Below are 24,479 nucleotides of genomic sequence, written 5' to 3' on the forward strand. Positions count from 1 at the left end.
GCTCAGCCCTGCGGCGCCGGCGGCGGCGGCACCACCTCCACCACAGCGCCGGGCTGCAGGCGCCCCTGCCCCGCCACGACGATGCTGGCGCCGGGCGCCACGCCCTTCACCTCGACCTCACCCTTGGCGCGCTGGCCAAGCTCGACTTTCAGCTGTTGCGCCTTGCCGTCGACAATCTGCCAGACGAGGCGCTCCTGCCCGCGCGGGACGATCGCGCTCTCCGGCACGAACACCGCGTCGCGCGCCTCGCTTCCCTTCACCACCACACGGGCGAACAGGCCCGGGCGCAGGATCATGTCCTTATTGTCGAGACGGGCGCGGACACTTAGCGAGCGGCCATTGACATCGACCATCGGGTCGATGGCGTAGATGGTGCCGGTGAAGGTACGGCCCGGCAGCGCGTCGAGCGTGATGGTCACGGTCTGGTTTTCGGCGATGCTGGAGAGCTGCGTCTCCGGCACTTTGAAATCCAGCTTCAGCGTGTCGATCTTCTCAAGATTCACCAGCTCCGTGCCGACGGCGATATAGGCGCCATTGGACACGGTGCGCAGGCCGACGACGCCGTCGAACGGCGCGGTGATGGTGTGCTTGGCGATCTGTACGCGCTGGGAATTGAGCAGGGCGCGGGCGGTGTTGAGTTCAGCCTGGGCCTCGTCCAGCGCGCGGGTCGTGCCGGAGCCGGATTTCTGCAATTGCTGGGCACGGCCGAAATTCGCCTGCGCAAGGTCCAGCCGCGCCTCGGTCTCGTCCAGCGAGGCTTTCACCAGCGCGGCGTCGAGCTGCACCAGCACGTCGCCCGCCTTCACGTGCTGCCCCTCGCGAAAGCCGATTTCCTGAATGCGGCCGGCCACTTCGGAGGCCACCTTGACGGATTCGTCGGATTGGAGCGAGCCGATGGAGGAGATGTCCGTCGTTACCGAAGCGGCGCGCGCCGGCGCCACTTCGACCGGCACTTTTCGCGCCGCCGCCGGCTGGGCGGCCGCCTTCGCCTGGCTGCGGGCGCCGAACAGGCTGGTCGCGTCGACCCATCCCCGGTCATGCGCAAGCCACCCGGCTCCCGCCAGAACGGCAATGGTCATCAGCAAGGCGGATCGGCGTCGCATCAGGCCCCCTGAAGCTGCGGCGGAGCATGGAAATCCATGCTGCGACACAACAGATATGGGGAAGAGTTCCAACTTAATTATGTGTCATATTCCAAACCGCGCGATCACATTCGCGCGGCTGCCGGAACATCATACTCCCATGCATCGGCCTGTGAAGCCGGTGCGCCTTCGCCGCGCGCAACCGCGCAGAGACACTGACCGTCAGGCGTTCTTGACCATGACGTGGCGGACCACCGTGTAGTCTTCCAGCGCATAGGCACTGAGATCCTTGCCATAGCCGGACTGCTTGAGGCCGCCATGCGGCATCTCGTTCACCAGCATGAAATGGCAGTTCACCCAGGTGCAGCCATATTGCAGGCGCGAAGCGGTGGCCATGCCGCGGCCGACATCGCGCGTCCACACCGAGGAGGCGAGGCCGTAATCGCTGTCATTGGCCCAGCCCACCGCCTCGTCGACATCGGTGAAGCGCGTCACCGACACGACCGGGCCGAACACTTCGCGGCGGACGATCTCGTCCGACTGCAGCGCACCGGCAACCACGGTCGGCTGGTAGAAAAAGCCCTTGCCGGTGCCTTCCCCGCCCGCCAGCTTGCCGCCGGTGGCGATTTCGATGTGGTTGAGTTCGGAAGCGCGCTCGACGAAGGAGGCGACGCGGGCACGCTGGCGGGCCGAGATCAGCGGGCCGATATCGTTGGCGCTGTCATCGGCCTGGCCGAATTTGAGGCCCGAGACGGCGGAGGCGAGGTCCGCCACCAGCTTCTCGTACACCTTGGAGCCCGCATAGATGCGGCAGGCGGCGGTGCAGTCCTGGCCGGCATTGTAATAGCCGAACGTCTTCACGCCCTCGACCACGGCGTCGATGTCGGCATCGTCGAACACGATCACCGGCGCCTTGCCGCCGAGTTCCAGATGGGTGCGCTTCACCGTCTTGGCGGCGGCGGTGAGCACCTTCTTGCCGGTGGCGATGTCGCCGGTGAGCGAGACCATCGCCACTTTGGGATGGTGGATCAGCGCATTGCCGACGCTCTCGCCGCGCCCGACGACAACATTCACCACGCCTTCGGGGAACAGATCGGCGATGATCTTCGCCAGCTTCAGCAGCGTCAGCGGGGTCTGCTCGGAAGGCTTGATCACCACCGTATTGCCGCCGGCCAGCGCCGGCGCCAGCTTCCACGCCGCCATCATCAGCGGGTAGTTCCACGGGGCGATGGAGGCGACGACGCCGATCGGGTCGCGGCGGATCATCGAGGTGTGGCCGGCGAGATATTCGCCCGCCACCATGCCGTGCTGGGTGCGCGCCGCGCCGGCGAAGAAGCGGAAGCAATCGACGACGCCGGGAAGCTCGTCATTGAGCACCGCATGACGCGGCTTGCCGCAGTTCAGCGCCTCCAGCGTGGCGAAGGATTCCGCTTCCGCTTCAATGCGATCGGCAAGCTTGAGCAGCAGCGTGGCGCGTTCGGCCGGCGTGGTGCGCGACCAGGTGCGGAAGGCTTTGTCCGCCGCGTTCACCGCCGCGTCGATCTGGTCGACCGAGGCTTCCGGCAGGTCGAGCAGCGTTTCCTCGGTCTTCGGGTTCAGCACCGTTTCCGGCGTTTCCGTGCCGGCGACAAAGGCGGAGCCGATGAGCATCTGGGTGTCGGAAAGGGCAGTCATGGGCGTCTCCTATTTTCCCGAGCCAGCCACCGCCTCGCCATGGCGGGTGAGGTAATAGGCGGCGAGGATGGGCAGGAAGGTCACGAGGATCACGAGCACGGCGACGACATTGGTGACGGGCCGCTGCCGTGGGCGGATGAGTTCGGACAGCATCCATATCGGCAAAGTCGATTGCTGGCCGGCGGTGAAGGTTGTGACGATGACCTCATCGAAGCTCAGCGCGAAGGCGAGCATGCCGCCCGCCAGCAGTGCCGTGCCGATATTGGGCAGGATGACGAGCCGGAAGGTCTGGAACGCATCGGCGCCGAGATCCATCGACGCCTCGATCAGCGAGGGCGAGAGCCGCCGCAGCCGCGCCACCGCGTTGTTGTAGACCACGACAATGCAGAAGGTGGCGTGGCCGAGCACGATGGTCCAGACCGAGAAGGGTATCTCCATCAGCCCGAAAGCCTGGCGCAGGGCGATGCCGGTGACGATGCCCGGCAGGGCGATGGGCAGCACGAACAGCAGCGAAATCGGCTCGCGACCGAAGAAGCGCGCCCGCGCCAGCGCCCCGGCCGCCAGCGTGCCGAGCACCAGCGCCAGCAGCGTGGCGATGCTCGCCACCTTCAGCGACAGCCCGACCGCCGCCCAGATATCGGCCCGCCCCCACACCACGCCGAACCATTTCAGCGTGAAGCCGGGCGGGGGAAAGGCGTAGCTCTTCTCCTCCGTGGTGAAGCAGTAGAGCAGGATGAACAGCAGCGGGATGTGCAGGAAGGCCAGCCCGGCAAGGGCGGCGATCTTGAGCGAGAGCGGGGCGCGGGTCATGGGCAATTTCCCCCTACACTCCAGGCGCCGACGTCATCCTGAGGTGCTCGGGCGCAGCCCGAGCCTCGAAGGAGGCTCAAGCCGAGGGACTTCTGCGGCACCATCCTTCGAGGCTCGCTCCGCTCGCACCTCAGGATGACGGCATTCCGCAGGGAAACGGGAATCGACCCCTCACAGCGCATCGAACGCTCCCGTGCGTTTGGCGAGGGTGAGGAACACCGCCATGACCAGGATCGGCACCAGCGAGAAGGCCGCCGCGAGCGGGATATTTCCGGCCGTGCCCTGCAGCGTGTACACCGCCTGCCCCAGCACCAGCGCCGAGGTGCCGATGATCTGCGGCACGATGTAGTCGCCCAGCGTCAGCGAGAAGGTGAAGATCGCCCCCGCCACCACGCCCGGCATGGCCAGCGGCAGGATGATGGTGCGGAAGACCAGCCCCGGCGCGGCGCCGAGATCGCCGGCCGCTTCAATGAGATGCGGCGGCACACGCTCCAGCGCCGCCTGAACCGGCAGGATCATGAAGGGCAGCCAGAGATAGGTGAAGGTCAGCACCATGCCGGTATAGCTGACCGAGAGCGAGGGCCCGCCGACCAGCGGCAGCGCCAGCCACGCCTCCAGCGCGCCGGTGAGGCCGAGCTTGGCCGAGAACCAGCCGATGGCGCCCTCCTTGGCCAGCAGCAGCTTCCAGCCATAGACCTTGACCAGATAGCTCGACCACAGCGGCATCATGACCGCGAGATAGAACGCCGCCTTCACCTTCGGCCCGGCATAGCGGGCGGCGTAATAGGCGATGGGGAAGGCGATGATGGCGCACAGCACGGTCACCGCGGCGGCAATGCCGATGGTGCGCAGCACGATGTCGTAATTAGCGGGGCGGAAGAGTTCGAGCAGCGTCGCGGTGGTCGGCTCGCGGACGATGGTGCCGGAGAACTCGTCGATCGAGAAGATCGACTGCGCGAGGAAGACGAACAGGCTGCCGAGATAGACGAGGCCCAGCCACAGCAGCGGCGGCACCAGCAGCAGCAGCGTCAGCAGCCGGCCGCGGCGCACCAGCACGTCGGAGAGCCGGCGCAGCAGGCCCTCGCGCGGGGCGGGCAGATCGAGGGTCGCGAGGCTCATTCCTCGCCCTCCATCGGCCGCACAGCCCCGGCGGGCACGGCGAAGCGGATATCGGCGCCCGCCATCACCCCCGCCGCAGTGGCGGGAACGGCGGCGGTGAGGGCGAGCCCCTGCGCCGTGCGGGCGCTGATGCGGCGCACCGGGCCCTGATAGGAAATGTCGGTGACGCGCGCGTCCACCACCGCCGCGCCCTCCGGCACCGGGACGCCGGGCGCGAGCAGCAAAATCTTCTCCGGCCGCAGGCTGCAGGGCCGCGCCGGCCCGCCCAGCGCCTGCGCCTCAGCGGGCTCCAGCACATTGGCCGAGCCGACGAAGCGGGCAACGAAGCGCGTCGCCGGCTGTTCGTACACCTCTTCCGGCGGCCCGACCTGCACGATCCGCCCCTCATTGAACACGGCGACGCGGTCGGCCATGGACAGGGCCTCGCTCTGGTCATGGGTGACGAAGACGAAGGTGAGGCCGAGCGCGCGCTGCAAGCCCTTCAGTTCGCTCTGCATTTCCTCGCGCAGCTTGAGGTCGAGCGCGCCCAGCGGTTCGTCGAGCAGCAGCACTTTCGGCCGCACCACCAGCGCCCGCGCGAGCGCCACGCGCTGGCGCTGGCCGCCGGAAAGCTGCGCGGGACGGCGCGTTTCCATGCCGGCGAGCTTGACGAGGGAGAGCGCCTCGCGCGCCAGCCGCTCGCGCTCGGCCCGGCCGACCCCGCGCACCCGCAGCCCATAGGCGACATTCTCGCCCACCGAGAGATGCGGAAACAGCGCGTAGTCCTGGAACACGGTGTTCACCGCCCGCCGATACGGCGGCAGGCCCTCCACCGTCTCGCCGAAGATCTCGATATGGCCGTCATCCGGCTGCTCGAAGCCGGCGATGAGGCGCAGGCAGGTGGTCTTGCCGGAGCCGGAAGGGCCGAGCATGGCGAAGAACTCGCCCGGCGCGATGGAAAGATCGACCCCGTCAACCGCCCGCACCGCGCCGAAATGCCTGACGACACGGGCAAAACGGACGGCCGGCAAAGCGAGCGGGGCGGCGTGGGCGTGCATGAGGAAAATCCGGGACGGCGGGGAAGGGCTGGAAACAGGGCACGGCGGGCGCTCCGCCGGTGGTCACGCGCTCCCGCGCCCTCAGGACCGGGCTTGGCCCGGCCACCCAGGATACGGGGACCAACCGGCGGCGGGGCTGGATCCCCGGGACAAGCCCGGGGATGAGGGTATTGGCGACCGCGCAAGGCGGGTCGGTAGGGGGAGGCAAGGTTGAGGAGCGAAAAGCCCCTCACCCCACCCCTCTCCCCGCCGGGGAGAGGGGGCAGGAACCGCGCAACCGGCCGGCGCCCTACCGCCCGCCGAGCACGGCGATGTAGTCCGACACCCAGCGGTAATACGGCACGCAGCCTTCCGCCTGGGTGGCGCATTTGGCCACCGGCGTGCGCCAGAAATGGATGCGCTCGAACTCCTCCATGCCGTTGGTCTTGCAGCCCTCGGCTCCGAGAAGCTCATTGCCCTTGCAGGCGGCGGGAACGGCGGGCACCGAGCCGAACCAGGAAGCGAGGTCGCCCTGCACCTTGGGGCTCAGCGAATGCTCCATCCACATATAGGCGCAGTTGGGATGGGCGGCGTCGGCATGCATCATGGTGGTGTCGGCCCAGCCGGTCGCGCCTTCGCTGGGAATGGTGGAGGCGATCGGCTTCTTCTGGCTCTGCAGCAGGTTCACCTGGAACGGCCAGGAGGAAGAGGCGACGACGCCTTCATTGGTGAAGTCGTCAACCTGGATCATCGCGTCGTGCCAGTAGCGCTGCACGATCTTGCGCTGCTCGCGCAGCAGGTCGAGCGCGGCCTTGTACTGCGCCTCGGTCAGCTCATAGGGGTCCTTGATGCCGAGTTCGGGCTTGTGGGCCATCAGATAGAGCGCGGCGTCGGCGATGTAGATCGGCCCGTCAAAGGCCTGGACGCGGCCCTTGTTCGACTTGCCGTCGGGCAGCGTCTGTTCCTCGAACACCACCTTCCAGCTCTTCGGCGCCTCGCCCTTGAACGCTTCCGTGTTGTACATCAACACGTTGGAGCCCCACTGGTAGGGCGTGCCGTAATGCACGCCGTTCACGGTGTGCCAGGGTGCGTTCTGCAGCCGCTCATCCACCGTGCCCCAGCTCGGGATCAGCTTGGTGTTGATGGGGGCGACCTTCTTGCCGGCGATGAGGCGCAGCGAGGCGTCGCCGGAGGCGGTGACGAGGTCGAAGCCGCCCTCATTCATCAGCGCGACCATCTCATCGGAAGTCCCGGCGGTCTTCACATTGACCTTGCAGCCGGTCTTCTTTTCGAAATCGGTGACCCAGTCATAGGCCTTGTCGGTGTCGCCCCGCTCGATATAGCCGGCCCAGGCGACGATATCGACCTGACCTTCGCCCTTGCCGACGGCGGTCATTTCCGCAGCAAAAACAGGGTTCAAGGCGAGAGAGGCGCTGGCGGCGAGCGCCGGCAGACGCAGATAATGCGAGAGTGTCGGCATGTCTGTTTCCCTCTGTTGCGCGGGCGCTTGCGGCCCTTTGGCTTGAGTGTGACGCTGCGTCCCGCCCCGCGCCACACCAAAGATCAGAACGGTGACATCGGAAAAACCGATGAGTAAGAGGCGAGCACGGTTCTGCCGTGAGGCCGGGAAATTTGATGAGGCAGCAGAGGGGGTTAGCGGGTTGAGCGGAATGACGAGCGCCGACATTCCCTGCCCGCCCTCTCATCAATCACGTCCTCAGGATCGGGCTCGACCCGTGGGATGAGCGCGCGCGGCGCGTTAGTCTTCGGCCATCTCTACCGCGTTCTCACCCCCCTGCCCCCTCAGGGCCGGGCTTGACCCGGCCACCCAGCCTTGAAACCGGGCGGGGGCGGTAGGGCTGGGTCCCCGGGTCAAGCCCCGGGATGAGGGCACGCGCGGCGAGACGGCACGTCGGCGCCCCCTGTCCCCGACCAACGGAGGTGTAGCCGGAGCGCCGCGCCGTGCCCCCGCGCGCGAGTCTGGCGCACGAGTCCTCGGCCATCTCCATAGCGCCCTCAACACCTCCACGCCCTCATGGCCGGGCTTGACCCGGCCACCCAGCCTTGACGCCGGGCGCGGGCGGTGGCGCTGGGTCCCCGGGTCAAGCCCGGGGATGAGGGACGTTCCAGCGGAGCACCCGCCCGGGGATGAGGGCACGCGCGGCGCACGGGTCCTCGGCCATCTCTACCGCGTTCTCAACCCCCTGCGCCCTCAGGACCGGGCTTGACCCGGCCACCCAGCCTTGAAACCGGGCGCGGCCGGTGGCGCTGGATCCCCGGGTCAAGCCCCGGGATGAGGGCACGCGCGGCGAGACGGCACGTCGGCGCCCCCTGTCCCCGACCAACGGAGGTGTAGCCGGAGCGCCGCGCCGTGCCCCCGCGCGCGAGTCTGGCGCACGAGTCCTCGGCCATCTCCATAGCGCCCTCAACACCTCCACGCCCTCATGGCCGGGCTTGACCCGGCCACCCAGCCTTGAAACCGGCCGCGGGCGGTGGGCTGGGTCCCCGGGTCAAGCCCGGGGATGAGGGACGTTCCAGCGGAGCACCCGCCCGGGGATGAGGGCACGCGCGGCGCACGAGTCCTCGGCCATCTCCATAGCGCCCTCAACACCTCCACGCCCTCATGGCCGGGCTTGACCCGGCCACCCAGCCTTCACGCCGGGCGCGGGCGGTGGGCTGGGTCCCCGGGTCAAACCCGGGGATGAGGTAGGTTCCAGCGGAGCACCCGCTCGCGGACGGCCGGCAAGCCCCTCCAGCGCCGCACCCCTCCCGTCCGGCCGTGCGATCTGCTAGACCTGCCCGCCGCTGATCGAGACCCCCGCCGAGCCTGCCCGCCGAGCCTCCCCACCGAGCCTCTCAACCGAGCCTTCCCTGCCGAGACCCCCGCCGATGGCCCGCCTGCGCTCGTCCGTCTTCCTCGTGCTGCTCGTCCTGTGGACGGCGCTGCTCGCCCTGACGATTCCCTATTACGCGCTGCGCAACGAACCGCGCCTCACCCGGCGCTTCTCCCGATTCTGGGCTGGCGGGGTGATGGTGATCCTGCGCCTCGTCGGGCTCGCCTACCGCACCATCGGCGAAGAGAACCGCCCGCCCGAACCGGCGCTCTATGTCGGCAATCATCAATCCGCCTTCGAGACCATCGCCGCCGCCGTGCTCATTCCCGATGTCGCCATCGTGCTGAAGGAGGAGCTGTACCGCATTCCGGTGTTCGGCTGGTTCCTCAAGCGTTCGCCGATGATCGCCATCGACCGCGCGGGCGGTGCCTCCTCGGTGAAGAAGATGTTCCGCGAAGGCCGCGAGGCCAGCGAGCACGGGCGCAATCTGCTGATCTTCCCCGAAGGCACCCGCCGTGCGGTGGACGAGCGGGCGGAGTTCCATCGCGGCGTGCTGCTGCTCTACAAGGCGCTGGACCTGCCGGTCGTGCCTGTCGTCAACAATGCCGGCCTGTACTGGCCGGCGCGCAGCTTCAGCATCCGGCCGGGCACCATCACCGTCTCCTACCTGCCGTCCATCCCCCCCGGCCTGCCGGACAAGGAGTTCATGGCCCGGCTGACCGAGGCGATCTATGAGGAGCGCGACCGGCTGGTGGCGCAGGAGCGAGGGCATTCATGAGCGCGGCGGGCATCGTCATTGTCGGGGCGGGGCAAGGTGGCTTCCAGGCCGCGGCCTCGCTGCGGGAGGCCGGCTATGAGGGCCGGCTCGTTCTGGTCGGCGACGAGCCGGGCCTGCCCTATCAGCGCCCGCCGCTGTCCAAGGCCTATATGAAGGGCGAGGCCGGCATCGAGCAGATCGAACTGCGCGCCGCCGCCTTCTATGCCGATCACCGTATCGAGCTGGTGAACGCCCGCGCCACCGCCATCGACCGCGACGGCCAGCGCCTCGTGCTGGAAGGCGGCGAGGCGCTGCCCTATGTCCATCTCATCCTCGCCACCGGTGCCCGCAACCGGCCGCTCCCCGTGCCGGGGCACGACCTCGCCGGCGTGTTCTATCTGCGCACGCGGGCGGATGCCGATGCGCTCAAGGACAAGCTCGCCACCGCCCGCCGCGTGGTGGTGATCGGCGCCGGCTTCATCGGGCTGGAATTCGCCGCCGTCGCCCGCGCGCTGGGCCATGAGGTGACCGTGCTGGAGGGCGCCAGCCGCGTGCTGGCCCGCGCCGTCTCGCCCGAGATGTCGGCCTTCTTCGCCAGCGCCCATGCCACCATGGGCACCGATCTCGTGCTCGGCGCGGGGGTGATCGGGCTGGAGGGCGAGGCCGGCCACGTCACCGGCGTCGCCACCGGTGACGGCACGGTCTACCCCGCCGATTTCGTACTGGTCGGCATCGGCGTGGTGCCGAATGTCGAACTCGCCGCCGAGGCCGGGCTGGAGGTGGCGAACGGCATCGTCGTCGACGCCCATCTCGCCACCATGGACCCCGCGATTTCCGCGCTCGGCGACGCGGTCGCCTATCCCAGCCGCTTCGCTGGCGACAATGTGCGGCTGGAATCGGTGCAGAACGCCGCCGATCAGGCCCGCAGCCTCGCCCACCGACTCACCGGCAAGGGGACGCCCTTCGACGCGGTGCCGTGGTTCTGGAGCGACCAGGCCGATCTCAAGCTGCAGATCGTCGGCCTCGCCTCCGCCACCGACAGCGCGGTGCTGCGCGGCGACCCCGCCTCGCGCCGCTTCTCGGTGTTCCGCTTCCGCGACGGCGTGCTCACCGCCATTGAGAGCGTGAACCGCCCGGCCGATCACATGCTCGGCCGCCGCCTGCTCGCCGGCACCCCGGCGATCACCCCGGAACAGGCGGGTGACGAGGGCTTCGAGCTGAAGACCCTGCTGGCGAAATAGGCGCGGCCGGCCGCGTCGGCCTCATCGTCCACCTCATCGGCCTCATCGGTCACTCCAAAAAGCGGTACTTGGCGGGGCGAAATCGGGCGTCTACTCTCCGCTGGTCGCCCCCTCCCCCGGAGTTCCGATGGCCTTTTCGCTGCGCCAGCTCCAGTATTTCGTGGCGGTGGCAGAGAATGGTTCCGTCTCCTCCGCCGCGCATACGCTGTCGATCTCGCAGTCGACGGTGACGGAATCACTGCGTGAACTGGAACTTGACCTCGGCTTCAAGCTGCTGGAACGCCACGCGCGCGGCGTTGATCTCACCCTCAAGGGCCATCATTTCCTGCGCCATGCGCGCAAAATACTTGGCGATGTCGCCGATGCGCGGCGGGCGCTGGCCGGGCCGGAAACCGCGGCGCTCACCGGCCGGCTGGCGGTGGGGGTAACACCGCTGGTCGCCGGCTACATCTATTCCGACCTCATCGCCCGCTTCCGCCGCGCCTTCCCCGGCGTCGCCGTGGAAGCCGTTGAAGATGCTGGAGATTATCTCGAACATCTTTTGGTAGGCGGCGAACTCGATGTCGCGGTCATGGTGCTGCCGCCCGGCCGGCATTCGGCGGCGCTGCAGACGGAGACGGTGGAAGTCTCGCCCTGTCGCGTGTGGATGCCGCTTGGCCACCCCGCGCTGGTGGAGGAGCGGGTGAGCCTGCGGGCCTTCAGCGAGGAGCCGCATGTGCTTCTTACCATTGACGAAATCGCCGAGGCCTCGGAAATCGTCTGGCGCCGGCTCGGCATCCGCCCACCCGTGGCGTTCCGCACCCGCTCGGTGGAGGCGGTGCGCTCGCTGGTGGCGACCGGCGCCGGCGTGGCGGTGCTGCCGGACCTCACCTACCGCCCCTGGTCGCTGGAAGGCGACAAGATCGAGGCGCGCACGCTGATCGATACCGTGCCTGCGGTGGAGGTGGCGACCGCCTGGCGGCGCGGCTCACCGCTCTCCCCCGCCGCCGCCGGCTTCGTCGCCATCGCCGCCACCCGCACCCGCTCCACCCCGCACGCCCGCATGTGACGCGCCGGGTGGTGCCGGGTTCACCCATTCCCTGCGGGAGCGGGGGCGGGTTCCAGCAGGGCGAAGGCGTTGACATCAAACAAGCCGACATCGGTGATTTTCAAATGCGGAATGACCGGCAGCGGGAGGAATGCGACCTGCAAGAACGGCTCGGCCAGCACCACGCCCAGCGCCTTCGCCGCCGCGCGTAGCGGGATCAGCGCGTCGTGCACCTCCTCGAAAGGGGTGTCCGCCATCAGCCCGGCGACGGGGAGCGCCAGCTCGGCCGTCACCCGGCCACCTTCCGCCACGGCGAAGCCGCCGCGCAGCGCGATCAGCCGGTTCACCGCCAGCGCCATATCCGCTTCATCGACGCCGACCACAGTGATGTTGTGGCTGTCATGCCCGACCGAGGAGGCGATAGCGCCGCGCTTCATGCCGAAGCCATGCACGAAGCCGCGGCCGATATTGCCGTTGCGCCCGTGCCGCTCGACCACGCAGACCTTCACCGCGTCCTGCGCGAGATCGGCGCGCTTCTCGCCGTCGATGACGGGAAGCTCCAGCCGCACATCCTCGGTGATGATGCGGCCGGGCACCACGCCGATGACCCGGGTGGCGCTCTCACGCGCCGGAATGCGAAAATCCTCCGCTGTCACCTCGCGCGCTTTCACCGAATCGAGCCCCACCGGGGCGACCGGGCGGCGCGTGGCGAAGAGTTCGGGCGTCACCAGCCGCCCGGCGGAAATGACCTGACGCACCGCGCAGGCATCGAGATCGTCCACCAGCACGATGTCGGCGCGCCGTCCCGGAGCGATGAGGCCGCGATCGGTGAGGCCGAAGGCATTGGCCGCCGACCAACTCGCCACCCGGTACACATGGTGCCGGGGCGCGCCGTGGCGGATAGCCTCGCGGATCATGTAGTCGAGATGGCCTTCCTCCGCGATGTCGAGCGGGTTGCGGTCGTCGGTGCAGAAGGCGAGGAAGGCGGAGGTATCGGCCGAAATCAGCGGGATCAGCGCGTGCAGGTCTTTCGAGACCGAACCCTCGCGGATGAGGACGGACATGCCCTTCATAAGCTTCTCGCGCGCTTCCTCCAGCCCCGTCGCCTCATGCTCGGTGCGGATGCCGGCGGCGATGTAGCCATTGAGGTCGCGCCCACGCAGCAGCGGCGCGTGACCGTCGATGTGCCCGTCGGAGAACAGCGACAGCTTGGCGAGGCACCCTTCATCGGCGAACAGCACGCCGGGAAAGTTCATGAATTCGGCCAGCCCGATGCCGGAACCATGGCCGCGCAGAAGCGCGAGATCGGGCGCGGCGAGTTCGGCGCCGGCGGTCTCGAACGAGGTGGCGGGCACGCAGGAGGAGAGCTGGACCCGTAGGTCCATGATCATCTCCTCGGCGCAGCGCTGGAAATAGGCGATGCCCTCCGCCCCCAGCACATTGGCGATTTCGTGCGGGTCGCAGATCGCTGTGGTGACGCCATGCGGCAGCACGCAACGGTCGAATTCCAGCGGCGTGACCAGCGAGGATTCGACATGGAGATGCGTGTCGATGAAGCCGGGGACGGCGAACAGCCCGGTGCCGTCGATTTCCTGCGCGCCGCTGTACTCGCCATAGGTGCCGACGATGCGGTCCCCCACCATGGCGATGTCGGTGCGGGTGAGCGCGCCGGTGATCACGTCCAGAAGCTGGGCGCCCTTGATCACCAGATCGGCCGGCGCGGTGCCGCGCCCGGCCTCGATGAAACGTGCGATCTCAGCCGGGCTGCGGGCGGTCATCGGTCACTCCTTCCAGGCGCTGGCCGTGTCGAGCCGTGCCATGTCCGCGCCGGTGAGGGCGAGGTCGACGCTGGCGATGAGGTCGGCGAGCTGTTCCACCCGCGAGGCGCTGGCGATGGGGGCGGTGATGCTGGGCCGCGCCATCACCCAGGCGAGCGCCACCTGTGTCGGCGTGGCGCCATGGGCGGCGGCGACCTCATCGAGCGCGGCGAGGATGCGCTCCCCGCGCGGGTTGAGATATTTCGCCACCAGCTCGCCCCCGCGCACGCTCTTTCCCGCATCGGCGGCGCTGCGGTACTTGCCGGTCAGGAAGCCGGCGGCGAGCGAGAAATAGGGAATGACGCCAAGGCCGTTGGCGGCGCAGACCGCCTCGACATCGGCCTCATAGCCGGCGCGCTCGCACAGATTATATTCCGGCTGCAGCGTCTCGTAGCGCGGCAGCTTCTCGCGCGTCGACACCGCCAGCGCCTCGAACAGACGCGGCGCGGTGAGGTTGGAGGCGCCGATGAGCCGCACCTTGCCGGCGCGGATCAATTCGTCATAGGCGCCGAGCACCTCCTCGAACGGCGTGTCCGGGTCGTCCCAATGCGACTGGTAGAGGTCGATATAGTCGGTCTGCAGACGCGCCAGCGAGGCGTCGACGGCGCTGCGGATATAGTCCGCCTGCAGGCAGACCTTGCCCCGCCCCATGTCGCTGCCGACCTTGGTGGCGATGACGAGGCGGTCGCGATTGCCGCGCGCCTTCATCCACTTGCCGATGATGGTCTCGGATTCGCCGCCCTGATGGCCCTCGGCCCAGCGGGAATAGACATCGGCGGTGTCGATGAAGCACAGGCCGGCATCGAACAGCGCGTCGAGCAGGCGGAAGGAGGTCGGCTCGTCGGCGGTCCAGCCGAAGACATTACCGCCGATGCACAGCGGCGGCACCAGAATATCCGAGCGTCCGAGGCGGCGCAGTTCCATTCGTCTCTCCTCCGGCGAATTGGGGGGATGGGGCGCCGCGCACGGCTCAGGGATCACCGGCCCCCGGCGCGCGCCGCCCCGATGTTGCAATGCGGGATCGCTAGAGTGCGATCCGATCAGATTGAACCAATCTGATCCGTAAATCGCCCTCTAACTCTAAGATAGAGAACGCGTTATCCGATCAGCTTGCGATGCAAGCTGATCGGCGCGTGCTCTAGAACCCGTCCTCGTCAAGCGAACCGACCTCGATCAGTTCCACCTGCTCGCGCTGGCACACATTGCGCAGTTCGGGCGACGATACCGTGTCGGTGACGAAGGTGTCGACCTCCGACATCGAGCCGATGCGCACCGGCGCGGTGCGCTCCAGCTTGGAGCGGTCGGCCACCAGAATGATCTGTCGGGCATTGTCGATGATGGCGCGGGCGACCTGCACCTCGCGATAGTCGAAATCGAGCAGCGTGCCGTCCTCCTCGATGGCGGAGGCGCCGATGACGGCGTAGTCGACGCGGAACTGGCGGACGAAATCCACCGCCGCGGAGCCGATCACCGCGCCATCGGCCTGGCGCACCGGGCCGCCGGCCATGATCAGCTCGATGCGGGGATGGCGGTAGAGCAGCGTCGCGACGTTGAGGTTGTTGGTGATGACCAGCAAATCCTCATGGTCGGACAGGGCGCGGGCGACCTCTTCCGTCGTGGTGCCGATATTGATGAACAGCGAGGCGCGGTTGGGCACCATGCTGGCGGCGGCCTCGGCGATGGCGCGCTTGGCGCCCTGCGCCATGGCGCGGCGGGCCTCATAGGCGAGGTTCTCCACCCCCGAGGCGACCACGGCGCCGCCATGCACGCGCGACATCAGCCGGCGGACGCACAGGTCGTTGAGGTCCTTGCGGATGGTCTGGGGCGAGACATCGAAACGGCCGGCGAGGTCTTCCACGCTCACCCGCCCCTGGGCGCGCGCGAGGCCGAGAATGTCCTGCTGGCGTGAGGAGATCGCGTTCATGCGGCCAACGGCCTTTCTCCCGAAATGAACGACCGTCTTCTGCGGACGATTCGCACCGCATCCTGCACAAGGAGGCCCGGCGCCGCAAACGCCTGTTTAGAGGCGGTGCAACATGAGCAGGCTGGCGAGCCCGCCCGCCGCCGCGATGGCGGAAAGGCCGAGCGCGCCCGGCGCCTCCCGGGCGAGTTCATGGAACTGGCGCACGGCGAGGATCGCGCCGGACGCGCCGATGGGATGCCCGCGCGCCAGCGCCCCGCCGCCGCGATTAATCGCGGCAGGGTCGAGGCCGTTCGATCGGCAGTTGCTTAGCGCCTGGCCGGCAGAGGCTTCCATCAGTTCGATGACCGGAATCGCGCGCCCCGGCGGGATCGGCGCCTGGGCGAGCGCACGGTCGATCGCCGCCGGCGGATCGTCCGGCGCAGCGGCGAAGGAACGGGCATGGACCACTTCGCACACCGGGCGACCGGCCTTCAGACGCCGCTCCGCCCATTCGCGCGAGGCCACCAGCACCACGGCGGCCGCATCCGCCTCCACTGCCACGCCAGCGGCATCGAGTTCGCTCTCACCGTCGCGGTGGAGCACCGGGGCGCGGGCGCAGAGCGCCGGGGCTAGCGCCCGGGTAAAGCTGTCGAAGGCGAGGCCCGCCACCGGCACGATCTCCGCTTCCAGCCGCGTGCGCGCCGCCAGCGCCTTGGCGTGGCTCGCAATGGCGAATTCCGCCTGTTCGGCCCGGCTGAGGCCGCGCGCCGCGCGGGCCAGAACCTCGATCATGTCAGGGTCGCGCGCCGGCCAGGGGGTGAAGCGCGGGCGGTCATAGAACTGCGGCGCCTCGCCCTTTGCCTTCGGCCGCACGGCGCGCAGGGGCGACCGGCTGAAGCTCTCCACCCCGCCGGCGAGCACGAGTTCGGCCGCGCCCGATTCCACCATCCGCGTCGCCAGCTGGATGGCGTCGAGACCGGAGCAGCATTGGGTGTCGAGGGTCAGCGCCGGCACGGACTCGGCAAGGCCGGCCGCCAACGCGGCGAGGCGGGCGACATTGCCCCCGCCGGACAGCGCATTGCCGAGGATGACGTGCCCGACCGCGTCCGGCGCCACGCCCGCATCGTTGAGGCAGGCGCGCAGCACCGGGGCGGCGAGGTCGTGCGCCTCGACCAGACGGAAGGCGCCGCCGCGCGGGGCGACCGCCGTGCGCCGGGCGGCGAGGAGGAAGGCCGGGTTCATCGCGCGAGCCTTTCGCGGGCGATTGATTCCAGCGCCCTGAGATCCGCCTTGCCGCCCGAGGTGCGCGGCCAGTCGTCAAGGCTGAGGAACCGGCGCGGGATCTTCGCTGCCGGTAGCAGCGCCCGGCAGGCGGCGCGCATGGCGGGTTCGTCAAACGTGCCGCGCAGCACCGCCACCAGCTCGACGCCGCGCAAAGGGTCCGGCAGGCCGAAGACGGCGGCTTCCTCAATGCCGGGCAGGCCCACGAGCACGGTTTCCACCTCCTCGGGATAGACGTTCAGCCCCGAGGTGACGAGCATGCGCTTCTCGCGCCCATGCAAATAGAGAAAGCCGGCCTCGTCCAGCCGCCCATGGTCGCCAATGGTGAGGAAACCACCCTCGCGGCGTGTTTCCGGGGCTTCGCCGCAGGCATAGGTATCGAACAGCATCGTGCTCTTGACCCAGATCGCCCCCGCCTCCCCGGCCTTGAGGTCGCGGCCCGCGGCGTCACGGATGCGCAGGGTCACACCTGGCGCGGCGCGCCCGACCGAGCCGGCGGGCACCGCCTCCTCCGGTAGGGCGAGGGTGATGAAGCTGGTTTCCGAAGCGCCGTAGAATTCGGCGATGCCGGCCCTTGGGAACAGCGCCAGCGTGGCCGCCCGCGTTTCCGCCCGCCATTTGGCGCCGGAAATCATGAGCAGGCGCAGCGTCGGGAAGCTCTCGCCAGCCCCCGCCTCGATCAACATCTGCAGCTGCGTCGGCGTGGCGTAGAGCGCGGTGACACCGTGGCGGGCGATGAGGCGCAGCGCACGGCGGGGGTGGAACTGGCGCATCATCACCGCTGTTGCGCCGGTGTGCAGCGCGTGGACGACGCCATAGAGATGCAGCGAGGCCGCCAGCCCGCCCGGGGCCAGCACGATATCGACGTCGCTCAGACCGAACGCCGCCTCGCTGACCTTGAAACTGTCGATCCAGGAGCGGTGGCTGCGCCGGTAGCCCTTGGGCAGGCCGGTGGAGCCGGAGGTGAAGCCGACATAGAACGGTGCGTCCGGCGATGGCGGCTGCGGGAACGGGGCGGGGGACACATCCGCGACCGCCTCCAGTATAGGGCCTTCCAGTGTCAGGGCGGGAGCGAGCGCGGCATCGATGGCGGCGCGGTAGGGCGCGGGCCAGCCGGGGTCATAAACCAGCGCCTGCCGGCCGCTGACGGCGCAGGCGAAGAAGGCGTCCACCAGTTCCGGTCCATTGCCCATGGCGAGGGCGATGGCGGCGCCCGGCACTGTGCGCGGCGCCAGATGCGCGGCCCGCGCGGCGATTCGGGCGGCGAGCGCGTCCCGCGTCAGCACCGTGTCGTCGCAGATCAGCGCCGGCCGGGAGGGATCGGCCGCCGCGAGGGCGGGCAGGCCGGCGCCGATAGTGCGGGTCATCGCCTCAGGCGTGGCGCGAGAGAAGCGCCTCCGGCAGGCCGCGCGACACGGTCTGCGCGATCAGCGCCACCAGCACCGCCTTGATGGCGTCGCCGGGAATGAAGATGAGGCAGGCCTTGGCCGCGTCCATCACCGACAGCCCACCGACCAGCGCCATGCCGGCAATGCCGAAGGCGTACATCACCACGATGCCGCCCGTGACGGCGGCGATGAGCGCGGCGGGAAAGACCGGGGCGCGGCGCAGCGCCTGCATGAGCCAGCCGGAAACGAAGGCCACCGCGATCCAGCCGAAGATGAAGCCGACCGACGGGGTGAAGAACACGCCCAAGCCCCCGCGCCCGCCGGCCAGCAGCGGCGCGCCCAGTGCGACGACGAACAGCAGCAGCACCATGGCCAGCGCCCCGCGCCAGGCGCCCAGCATCACGCCGGCCAGCATCGCCCCCATGCTCTGGGCGGTGATCGGCACGCCGGCGGCAAACGGCAGGTCGAAGCGCGGCAGCAGACCGAGCACCGCGAAGATGGCGGCGTAGAGCGCGACCTGAACGAGCGTGCGGTCTTTCATCGGCGGTCTCCGCGGGGTGCGCCACCGCGCGCGGCCAGCGCCTCGGCGGTGTGATGGGATAATCGGAGTGTCTGGATACAGAAAGGCGCCAGCAGGCGCCAGCCGCCGCGCTTACCGGTGCGGGCGCGCCAGGATTCGTTCAGCGCCTCCCACAGGGCGAAGAGCAGCGGCACAAAGCGGATCATCAGCGCCACGGCCAGCGCCACCGCCCGTGGCGACCCGCCGAACAGGCGCAGCGGGGCGAGCAGCGGCTCGACCGCGTCCATCATCGCGTCCATGCGGGTGGTCATGGTCACCGCATTGGCGAGCAGCACCATGGCGAGGATGCGGGCCAGCACGACGAGGCCGGCGAGGAGGTCACCATTCCACCAATGAAAAGCCAGCAGGATGAGGAAGAGCGGCCATAGCGGGCGCAGCAGGGCGATCTGCGCCAGCGCCGCCTTGCCGAGCGAAGCATAGAGCGCCAGCACCGCGAGAAGCAGCCCGGCCATGAGGGGCAGGCTGTCCAGCGGCGCGGCGACAAGGCTGATCAGCGCCAGAGCCAGCAACTTCCACCCGGCGGGAACCGCATGCAGCCAGGTCCGCTCAGGCAGATAGAGCAAGATCATGCCAGCGCCTCGGCGAAGGCGCGGTAGGCGGGGAGCACCCCCTCGGGCGGGCCGTCGCCGCGCACCCGGCCCTCATGCAGCCAGATCACCCGGTCGTAGCCTTCGAAGGCGTCGAGCTCATGGGCGACGAGGATCACCTGTTGGTCCAGCCCGGCGATGAGCGCTTCCAGCCGCCGGCGGGTGGGCAGGTCGAGGCTGGCGAACGGCTCGTCGAGAATGATGAGCGCAGGCTGCATCACCAGCACCGCGATGATGCAGAGGAACTGCTTTTCCCCTTCCGACAGCGCATGCACCGGCCGCTCGGCCCAATGGGCGCGCCCGAAGCGGGCGAGCGCGGGCACCGCCTCTTTCGCCGCCTCCCGGCGCGGCATTCCCGCCTGTTCGAGGCTGAAGGCGATTTCCTCGGCCACGGTGGGGAAGATGATCTGGTGGTCCGGGTTCTGGAAGATGAAGCCGACCTTGCGCGGCAATTCGCCCGCCTGCATCGCCGCGTCGAGCCCGTGCACGCGGACGCGGCCCGAATCGGCGGCGAGCAGGCCGTTGAACAGGCGCACCAGCGAGCTTTTGCCGGAACCATTGGTGCCGATCAGCCCGACGCGGCGCTCGGCGATGGCAAGCGAGAGGTTATCGAGCACCACCCGCCCGCCACGGCTGAGGGTGACGTTTTCCAGTTCGATCAGCGGGGCATGCGACACGGGGACATCCGGCGGTGAAGAAGGCGGCATCGGTGCTTAATCGCGGGAGGCGCCGGCCCCGCGCGCCAGCGTGGCGCGCGCGAATTTGCGGAAGCGGGCGAAGGCCGCCGGCCCGTCGCCGGCGCGGGCGCGGATCACCGCCCCCTCATAGAGGTCGATGAGATGCGCCGCCGTCTCGGCCGGGTCGAGCCCCTCCTCCACTTCGCCGGCCTGCTGGGCTTCGGCGATCAACGTGGCGAGGTCCTGTTCCCAGGCGGTGAACACCTGCGCCAGCTGGGCGCGCAGTTCCTCGCCGAGGCCGGGAGCGGCGTGGGCGAGCGCGCCGTAAAGGCAGCCGGGCACCGACGTTTCCGCCGCCGAATCATGCTCCACCTGCACGAGATGGCGCTCGATCCGCGCCAGCGGGCTGAGGCTGGCATCGGCAAAGAGCTCCAGCCGCTGCTGGCGGTACTGGTCGGCATAGGATGTGAGCACCGCCGCGGCAAAATCCTCCTTGCTGGCGAAGAAATGGTAGAAGGAGCCCTTGGGCACCGCCACCGACGCCAGAAGCGGGCCGATGCCGGTGCCTTCATAGCCCTGTTCCAACATGGCCCTTCGACCTGCGACGACGATCCTGTCGCGCGTGGATGGCTTTTCCATCATACTAGACGACCGGTCTACTGTTGCGTATCCTGCGGCGGATCGGAACACACAGAGGCGCCCATGTCCATCGTGCCGAAGCCTAGCGTGCCCGCACCCGTCGCAACAGCGTCCGCGCCGCATGGGCCGGCTTCGTCCGGCATCTTTGTTTCCTGGCGCGCCCTCGGGCTCGGCGTGGTGCTGTTCTCGACCCTGCTGTGGAGCCTCGTGGGCCTGTTCGTGCGCATGGCCGCTCTCGACGCGTGGACCGTCATCCTGTGGCGCTCGGTGTTCGCCGCGCTGGCGCTGACGCCGTTCTGGCTGCTGATGACGCGCGAGCGGGTGCGGGCGCTGCGCGACATGATCGCCCCCGCCGGCCTCCTCGCTATCGGCCTCGCGGTATCAGGCAATGTCGGCTACATCGCCGCTCTGCAGCTGACGTCGGTGGCCACGGTGATGACCATCTATGCCACCCTGCCTTTCGTCACCGGGCTGCTCGGCCTGTGGCTGCTGCGCGAGAAACTGAGCCGGCGGTTCGGCGCGGCGGCGCTGGTGGCTGCGGCTGGCATCGCCATCACCGCCGGGGCCGCGCTATCGGCGGGCGATGCCGCCGGCATGGTCGTCGCCGCGCTGATGACGCTGAGTTGGGGTGGGCTGCTGGTGCAGGCCAAGAAGCATCCGGGCCTCGACCTCACCTTGATCAGCCTCATCTCTGCTCTTATCGCGGCGGCGATCGCCCTGCCGCTGGCCACGCCCGGCCTGCCGCCGGCCGCCTCGCTCTGGGCCTGCGCGCTGCTCGGCACGCTCACCTCCGGCCTTGCCAATGTGCTGACGCTGATGGGCGGGCGGCACATTCGCTCCGGCGAGACCGGCCTGCTGCTGCTGCTGGACGTGGCGCTCTCTCCGCTCTGGGTGTGGCTGGCCTTTGACGAGCGGGTGGGCGCGCCGGCGCTACTGGGTGGCGGACTGGTGGTGGCCGCCGTCGCCGTCTATCTGTTCGCCGATGCGCGGCGGCGGATGGTGGCCTGCCCGGCGCCGTGAACAGCACGGCCGCCGCCCTACCCTTGCCACCCAGGCCGGATCAGGCCGGCGGCGGAAAGCGCAATCCGCCGGCAATGCGGTTCCAGGCATTGATGGCGGCGATGGCGACGGTGAGATGCACCACCTCGTCCGGCGTGAAAATCGCACTGAGCCGCGCCAGCGCGTCCTCCGGCACCGGGCCGCCCGCCATGGCCGCCAGTTGCTCCGCCCAGGCCAGCGCCGCCTTCTCGCGCGGCGTGAACAGGCCGGCGTCGCGCCACACCGTCACAAGGTCGATCTTTCCCGCATCGACGCCGAGGCGGCGGGCGAGCGCGATGTGATAGGCGGTGCAGAAGGCGCAGCCATTGATCTGCGACACGCGGATCTTCACCAACTCGACCAGCCCCTTGTCGAGGCCGGCATCGACCGACTGGCCGAGCGCCAGCAGCGCCCGCGTCGCCGCCGGAGCGAGACTTTGGAAGCCGGCATAGGAAAACGGCGCCGCCGGGGCGCTCTCAAGCGTCGTCATGATGGAAAGCACCTGCGCAGGGAGATAATATCAGGGCACGATCATAATATCAGAGTACTGATAATGCGCAACTCATCCGACGCCGTGCTGCCTGCTGCAGGCGACGTCCCCGCCTCGAGCGAGGGCAGGCGCGGCATTGATGGCCATCTGGGCTATCTGCTTCGCCAGGCCGCGCATGTGCACCGCCAGCGCGTGGAGGCGGTGCTCGGTGATCTCGACCTCACCTCGGCGCAGTTCTCGGCGCTGGTGATGCTGGAAGCCTACCCTTCCCAGTCGGGGGCGGAGCTTGCCCGCCTCGCCTTGCTGACGCCGCAGACCATGAGCACCATTATCGCCAATTTGCTCAAGGCCGGGCTGGTGGCCCGCCGCCCGCATGCGGTGCATGGGCGCATCCAGCAGATCGCCCTCACCGAGCAGGGCAAGGCCCGGCTGAGTGCCGCCAAGGCGCGGGTGTATGGGCTCGAACCCGCTCTCCTCGCCGGCCTGTCGCCGGACGAGGAGAGGATCATTCGCCGCTGGCTGGCAGGCATCGCGGCCGGCGCGGAATGAGCGCTTACAGCATTTCCAGCGCCCGCCGGCGCGAGGGCGGCGGGAAGGCGGCGTCGAGCGCGGCGAGGTCTTCCGCATCCAGCCGGATGTCACGGGCGCCGGCATTCTCGCGCATATGCGCGGCGCGCGACGCCTTGGGGATGACGATGTTGCCGGGCATGCGCAGCGCCCAGGCAAGTGCGATCTGATAGGGCCGGGCATTATGCTTGGCGGCGAGATCGGCTAGCACGCCGGTGCTCTTCAGCCGGCCGCGCTCGATCGGGCTATAGGCCATGAGCGGGATTTCATGTTCCTGCAGCCAGGGCAGCAGGTCCCATTCCGGCCCGCGACGGGTGAGGTTGTAGAGCACCTGATTGGTGGCGCAGCCCTCGCCGCCCGGGGTCTCGTACAGTTCGTTCATGTCGTCGGTGTCGAAATTCGACACGCCCCAGTCGCGGATCTTGCCCTGGGTCTTGAGCTGCTCGAAGCCGATGATGGTCTCAGCCAGCGGCACACTGCCACGCCAGTGCAGCAGATACAGGTCGATATGATCGGTCTTCAGCCGGCGCAGGCTGCGCTCGCAGGCGGACACCACGCCGTTGCGGCTGGCATTGTGCGGGTAGACCTTGGTGACGAGAAACACCTTGTCGCGCAGCCCGGCCAGCGCCTCGCCGAGAAAGCGCTCGCAGGCGCCCTCGCCATACATTTCCGCCGTGTCGACCAGCGTCAGGCCGAGTTCGACGCCAAGGCGCACCGATTCGGTCTCCTCCGCCCGCACTTCGGGGCGCTCGCCCATCATCCAGGTGCCGATGCCGAGCGCCGGAACCTTGTGACCGCCGGGTAGAACCACCTTGCCGCTCATCTGCGCCTCCGTTTCATCCTCTGCCGGAGTGCCACTCCCGCGCCCTCGGCGCAAGCCGCGCGGGCGCCGTCGTGCTAATGTGCACGGGCACGCGCCCCGCCGACCCTCACCGCCCGGAACCCGATGCCGCCCTCGCCGACCCCCGACCCCCGCGCGCCCGCCCCTGCCTCGCCCGCGCCGGAGCCGGCGCTGGCCATCGGCCTGTCAGCGGTGATCGTGGCGGTGACCGGCGACGACCCGAAGGTGCTGACCCTGCGCCATGAGGACGGTCGCGATTCGCTGCCCTCCGGCCCGCTGGAGCGCGGCCACCGCACACTGGAAATGGGCCTGCGCAGCTGGGTGGAGCGGCAGACGCTGCAGGAACTCGGCTATGTCGAGCAGCTCTATACCTTTGGCGACCGCGACCGTGGCGAGGATGGCACGCGCGCGCTTTCGCTGGCCTATCTCGCCTTGGTGCGAGAGGCGCGCCCGGCTGGCGACACCGATGCGGCGTGGCAGAGCTGGTACCGCTATTTCCCTTGGGAGGACTGGCGCGGCGGGCGGCCCTCCGTGCTGGATATGCTGGAGCACGGCCTGCGCGCCTGGGCAGCGGGCGCCGCCCAGGGACGGCTGAGCGAGCGGCGCGCCGAGCGCATCGCCCTGTGTTTCGGCGGGCCGAGCGGCAGCACCGAGGCCGGCTGGAACGAGGAGCGGGTGCTGGAGCGCTACGAGCTGCTCTATGAGGCCGGGCTGGTGGGCGAAGCGCTGCGCGAGCGCGGCTCCGACCGCATCGCCGCCGCGCCGTCCGGGCGGGAGATGCGCGAGGACCATCGGCGCATGCTGGCGCTCGCCATTGCGAGGTTGCGCGGCAAGATCAAATACCGGCCGGTGGTATTCGAGCTGATGCCGCCCGCGTTCTCGCTCGGCCAGCTGCAACAGGCGGTGGAGGCACTGTCCGGGGCACGGCTGCACAAGCAGAATTTCCGCCGGCTGGTGGAGCAGCAGCGGCTGGTAGAAGAGACCGGCGAGAGCACGGCGGAAACCGGCGGGCGCCCCGCCCGTCTGGTGCGCTTCCGCCGCGAGGTGCTGCTGGAGCGCCCGGCGCCGGGGGTGCGCCTGCCCGGCGGCTTCGGGCGGCGGTGAGGGCCCC

23 protein-coding genes are annotated in these 24,479 nt (G+C 69.2%); 6 read left to right on the top strand and 17 right to left on the bottom strand.

All coding sequences use genetic code 11. The annotated features are described in order from the left end of the window. Window positions 1–2: 2 nt before the first annotated feature. From ACP2AH_RS13460 to ACP2AH_RS13485, 6 genes are all read right to left on the bottom strand, one after another. Complete coding sequence (locus tag ACP2AH_RS13460; protein ID WP_425106266.1) at window positions 3–1,103, bottom strand: efflux RND transporter periplasmic adaptor subunit; 1,101 nt, start codon at window positions 1,101–1,103, stop codon at window positions 3–5. Window positions 1,104–1,304: 201 nt separating this feature from the next. Then, complete coding sequence (locus tag ACP2AH_RS13465) at window positions 1,305–2,756, bottom strand: gamma-aminobutyraldehyde dehydrogenase (RefSeq protein WP_425106267.1); 1,452 nt, start codon at window positions 2,754–2,756, stop codon at window positions 1,305–1,307. A gap of 9 nt (window positions 2,757–2,765) precedes the next feature. Continuing rightward, window positions 2,766–3,566 carry an ABC transporter permease gene (locus tag ACP2AH_RS13470; protein WP_425106268.1) on the bottom strand — a complete coding sequence of 267 codons (801 nt, stop codon included), beginning with the start codon at window positions 3,564–3,566 and terminating at the stop codon, window positions 2,766–2,768. 171 nt (window positions 3,567–3,737) lie between these two features. Then, window positions 3,738–4,685, bottom strand: a complete 948-nt coding sequence (locus ACP2AH_RS13475; RefSeq protein WP_425106269.1) for an ABC transporter permease — start codon at window positions 4,683–4,685, stop codon at window positions 3,738–3,740. Further along, entirely contained in the window at window positions 4,682–5,722 is a 1,041-nt protein-coding gene (locus tag ACP2AH_RS13480) for an ABC transporter ATP-binding protein (protein ID WP_425106270.1), read from the bottom strand. The genes ACP2AH_RS13475 and ACP2AH_RS13480 overlap by 4 nt, the downstream gene beginning before the upstream one ends. 289 nt (window positions 5,723–6,011) lie before the next feature. Next, complete coding sequence (locus ACP2AH_RS13485) at window positions 6,012–7,181, bottom strand: ABC transporter substrate-binding protein (RefSeq protein ID WP_425106271.1); 1,170 nt, start codon at window positions 7,179–7,181, stop codon at window positions 6,012–6,014. A gap of 1,409 nt (window positions 7,182–8,590) precedes the next feature. Here ACP2AH_RS13485 and ACP2AH_RS13490 point away from each other — a divergent pair. From ACP2AH_RS13490 to ACP2AH_RS13500, 3 genes are all read left to right on the top strand, one after another. Further along, window positions 8,591–9,313, top strand: coding sequence for a lysophospholipid acyltransferase family protein (locus ACP2AH_RS13490; protein ID WP_425106272.1), 723 nt, complete (start codon window positions 8,591–8,593; stop codon window positions 9,311–9,313). Further along, window positions 9,310–10,533 (top strand): NAD(P)/FAD-dependent oxidoreductase, encoded by a 1,224-nt coding sequence (locus tag ACP2AH_RS13495; protein ID WP_425106273.1) that lies wholly within the window; start codon window positions 9,310–9,312, stop codon window positions 10,531–10,533. The genes ACP2AH_RS13490 and ACP2AH_RS13495 overlap by 4 nt, the downstream gene beginning before the upstream one ends. A 127-nt stretch (window positions 10,534–10,660) precedes the next feature. Beyond that, window positions 10,661–11,581, top strand: coding sequence for a LysR substrate-binding domain-containing protein (locus ACP2AH_RS13500; protein ID WP_425106274.1), 921 nt, complete (start codon window positions 10,661–10,663; stop codon window positions 11,579–11,581). 20 nt (window positions 11,582–11,601) lie between these two features. Here the strand turns inward: ACP2AH_RS13500 and ade are convergent, their stop codons facing one another. The 9 genes from ade to ACP2AH_RS13545 form a co-directional block, all read right to left on the bottom strand. Continuing rightward, entirely contained in the window at window positions 11,602–13,338 is a 1,737-nt protein-coding gene (ade, locus tag ACP2AH_RS13505) for an adenine deaminase (protein WP_425106275.1), read from the bottom strand. Window positions 13,339–13,341: 3 nt separating this feature from the next. After that, window positions 13,342–14,301 (bottom strand): aldo/keto reductase, encoded by a 960-nt coding sequence (locus ACP2AH_RS13510; RefSeq protein WP_425106276.1) that lies wholly within the window; start codon window positions 14,299–14,301, stop codon window positions 13,342–13,344. 214 nt (window positions 14,302–14,515) lie between these two features. Then, the gene (locus ACP2AH_RS13515) at window positions 14,516–15,301 is read right to left on the bottom strand and encodes a DeoR/GlpR family DNA-binding transcription regulator (protein WP_244378167.1); all 786 of its coding nucleotides are present in this window, start codon (window positions 15,299–15,301) and stop codon (window positions 14,516–14,518) included. Window positions 15,302–15,397: 96 nt separating this feature from the next. Next, window positions 15,398–16,522: a beta-ketoacyl synthase N-terminal-like domain-containing protein gene (locus tag ACP2AH_RS13520; RefSeq protein ID WP_425106277.1), complete on the bottom strand. Its 1,125-nt coding sequence runs from the start codon at window positions 16,520–16,522 to the stop codon at window positions 15,398–15,400. Beyond that, window positions 16,519–17,928 (bottom strand): AMP-binding protein, encoded by a 1,410-nt coding sequence (locus ACP2AH_RS13525; RefSeq protein WP_425106278.1) that lies wholly within the window; start codon window positions 17,926–17,928, stop codon window positions 16,519–16,521. Before ACP2AH_RS13525 ends, ACP2AH_RS13520 begins: the two co-directional genes overlap by 4 nt. Window positions 17,929–17,932: 4 nt before the next feature. Next, complete coding sequence (locus tag ACP2AH_RS13530; RefSeq protein ID WP_425106279.1) at window positions 17,933–18,490, bottom strand: biotin transporter BioY; 558 nt, start codon at window positions 18,488–18,490, stop codon at window positions 17,933–17,935. After that, window positions 18,487–19,098, bottom strand: a complete 612-nt coding sequence (locus ACP2AH_RS13535; RefSeq protein ID WP_425106280.1) for an energy-coupling factor transporter transmembrane component T family protein — start codon at window positions 19,096–19,098, stop codon at window positions 18,487–18,489. The genes ACP2AH_RS13530 and ACP2AH_RS13535 overlap by 4 nt, the downstream gene beginning before the upstream one ends. Further along, entirely contained in the window at window positions 19,095–19,793 is a 699-nt protein-coding gene (locus ACP2AH_RS13540; RefSeq protein WP_425106281.1) for an energy-coupling factor ABC transporter ATP-binding protein, read from the bottom strand. The genes ACP2AH_RS13535 and ACP2AH_RS13540 overlap by 4 nt, the downstream gene beginning before the upstream one ends. Before the next feature lie 36 nt (window positions 19,794–19,829). After that, window positions 19,830–20,435, bottom strand: a complete 606-nt coding sequence (locus tag ACP2AH_RS13545; RefSeq protein ID WP_425106282.1) for a TetR family transcriptional regulator C-terminal domain-containing protein — start codon at window positions 20,433–20,435, stop codon at window positions 19,830–19,832. Window positions 20,436–20,495: 60 nt separating this feature from the next. Between ACP2AH_RS13545 and ACP2AH_RS13550 the strand changes: the two genes are divergently transcribed. Next, the gene (locus tag ACP2AH_RS13550; protein WP_425106283.1) at window positions 20,496–21,452 is read left to right on the top strand and encodes a DMT family transporter; all 957 of its coding nucleotides are present in this window, start codon (window positions 20,496–20,498) and stop codon (window positions 21,450–21,452) included. Window positions 21,453–21,492: 40 nt separating this feature from the next. Here ACP2AH_RS13550 and ACP2AH_RS13555 read toward each other — a convergent pair whose 3' ends face one another. Further along, entirely contained in the window at window positions 21,493–21,960 is a 468-nt protein-coding gene (locus ACP2AH_RS13555; RefSeq protein WP_425106284.1) for a carboxymuconolactone decarboxylase family protein, read from the bottom strand. Window positions 21,961–22,023: 63 nt separating this feature from the next. On the opposite strand from ACP2AH_RS13555, the gene ACP2AH_RS13560 reads away from it, so the two are divergent. Further along, window positions 22,024–22,509: a MarR family winged helix-turn-helix transcriptional regulator gene (locus ACP2AH_RS13560; RefSeq protein ID WP_425106285.1), complete on the top strand. Its 486-nt coding sequence runs from the start codon at window positions 22,024–22,026 to the stop codon at window positions 22,507–22,509. A 4-nt stretch (window positions 22,510–22,513) separates the two neighbouring features. Here ACP2AH_RS13560 and ACP2AH_RS13565 read toward each other — a convergent pair whose 3' ends face one another. Further along, the gene (locus tag ACP2AH_RS13565; protein ID WP_425106286.1) at window positions 22,514–23,350 is read right to left on the bottom strand and encodes an aldo/keto reductase; all 837 of its coding nucleotides are present in this window, start codon (window positions 23,348–23,350) and stop codon (window positions 22,514–22,516) included. Between the two features lie 123 nt (window positions 23,351–23,473). Between ACP2AH_RS13565 and ACP2AH_RS13570 the strand changes: the two genes are divergently transcribed. Further along, entirely contained in the window at window positions 23,474–24,472 is a 999-nt protein-coding gene (locus ACP2AH_RS13570; protein ID WP_425106287.1) for an NUDIX hydrolase, read from the top strand. Window positions 24,473–24,479: the final 7 nt, after the last annotated feature.

It is taken from the genome of Ancylobacter sp. (assembly GCF_965249975.1).
Taxonomy (GTDB): Bacteria; Pseudomonadota; Alphaproteobacteria; order Rhizobiales; family Xanthobacteraceae; genus Ancylobacter.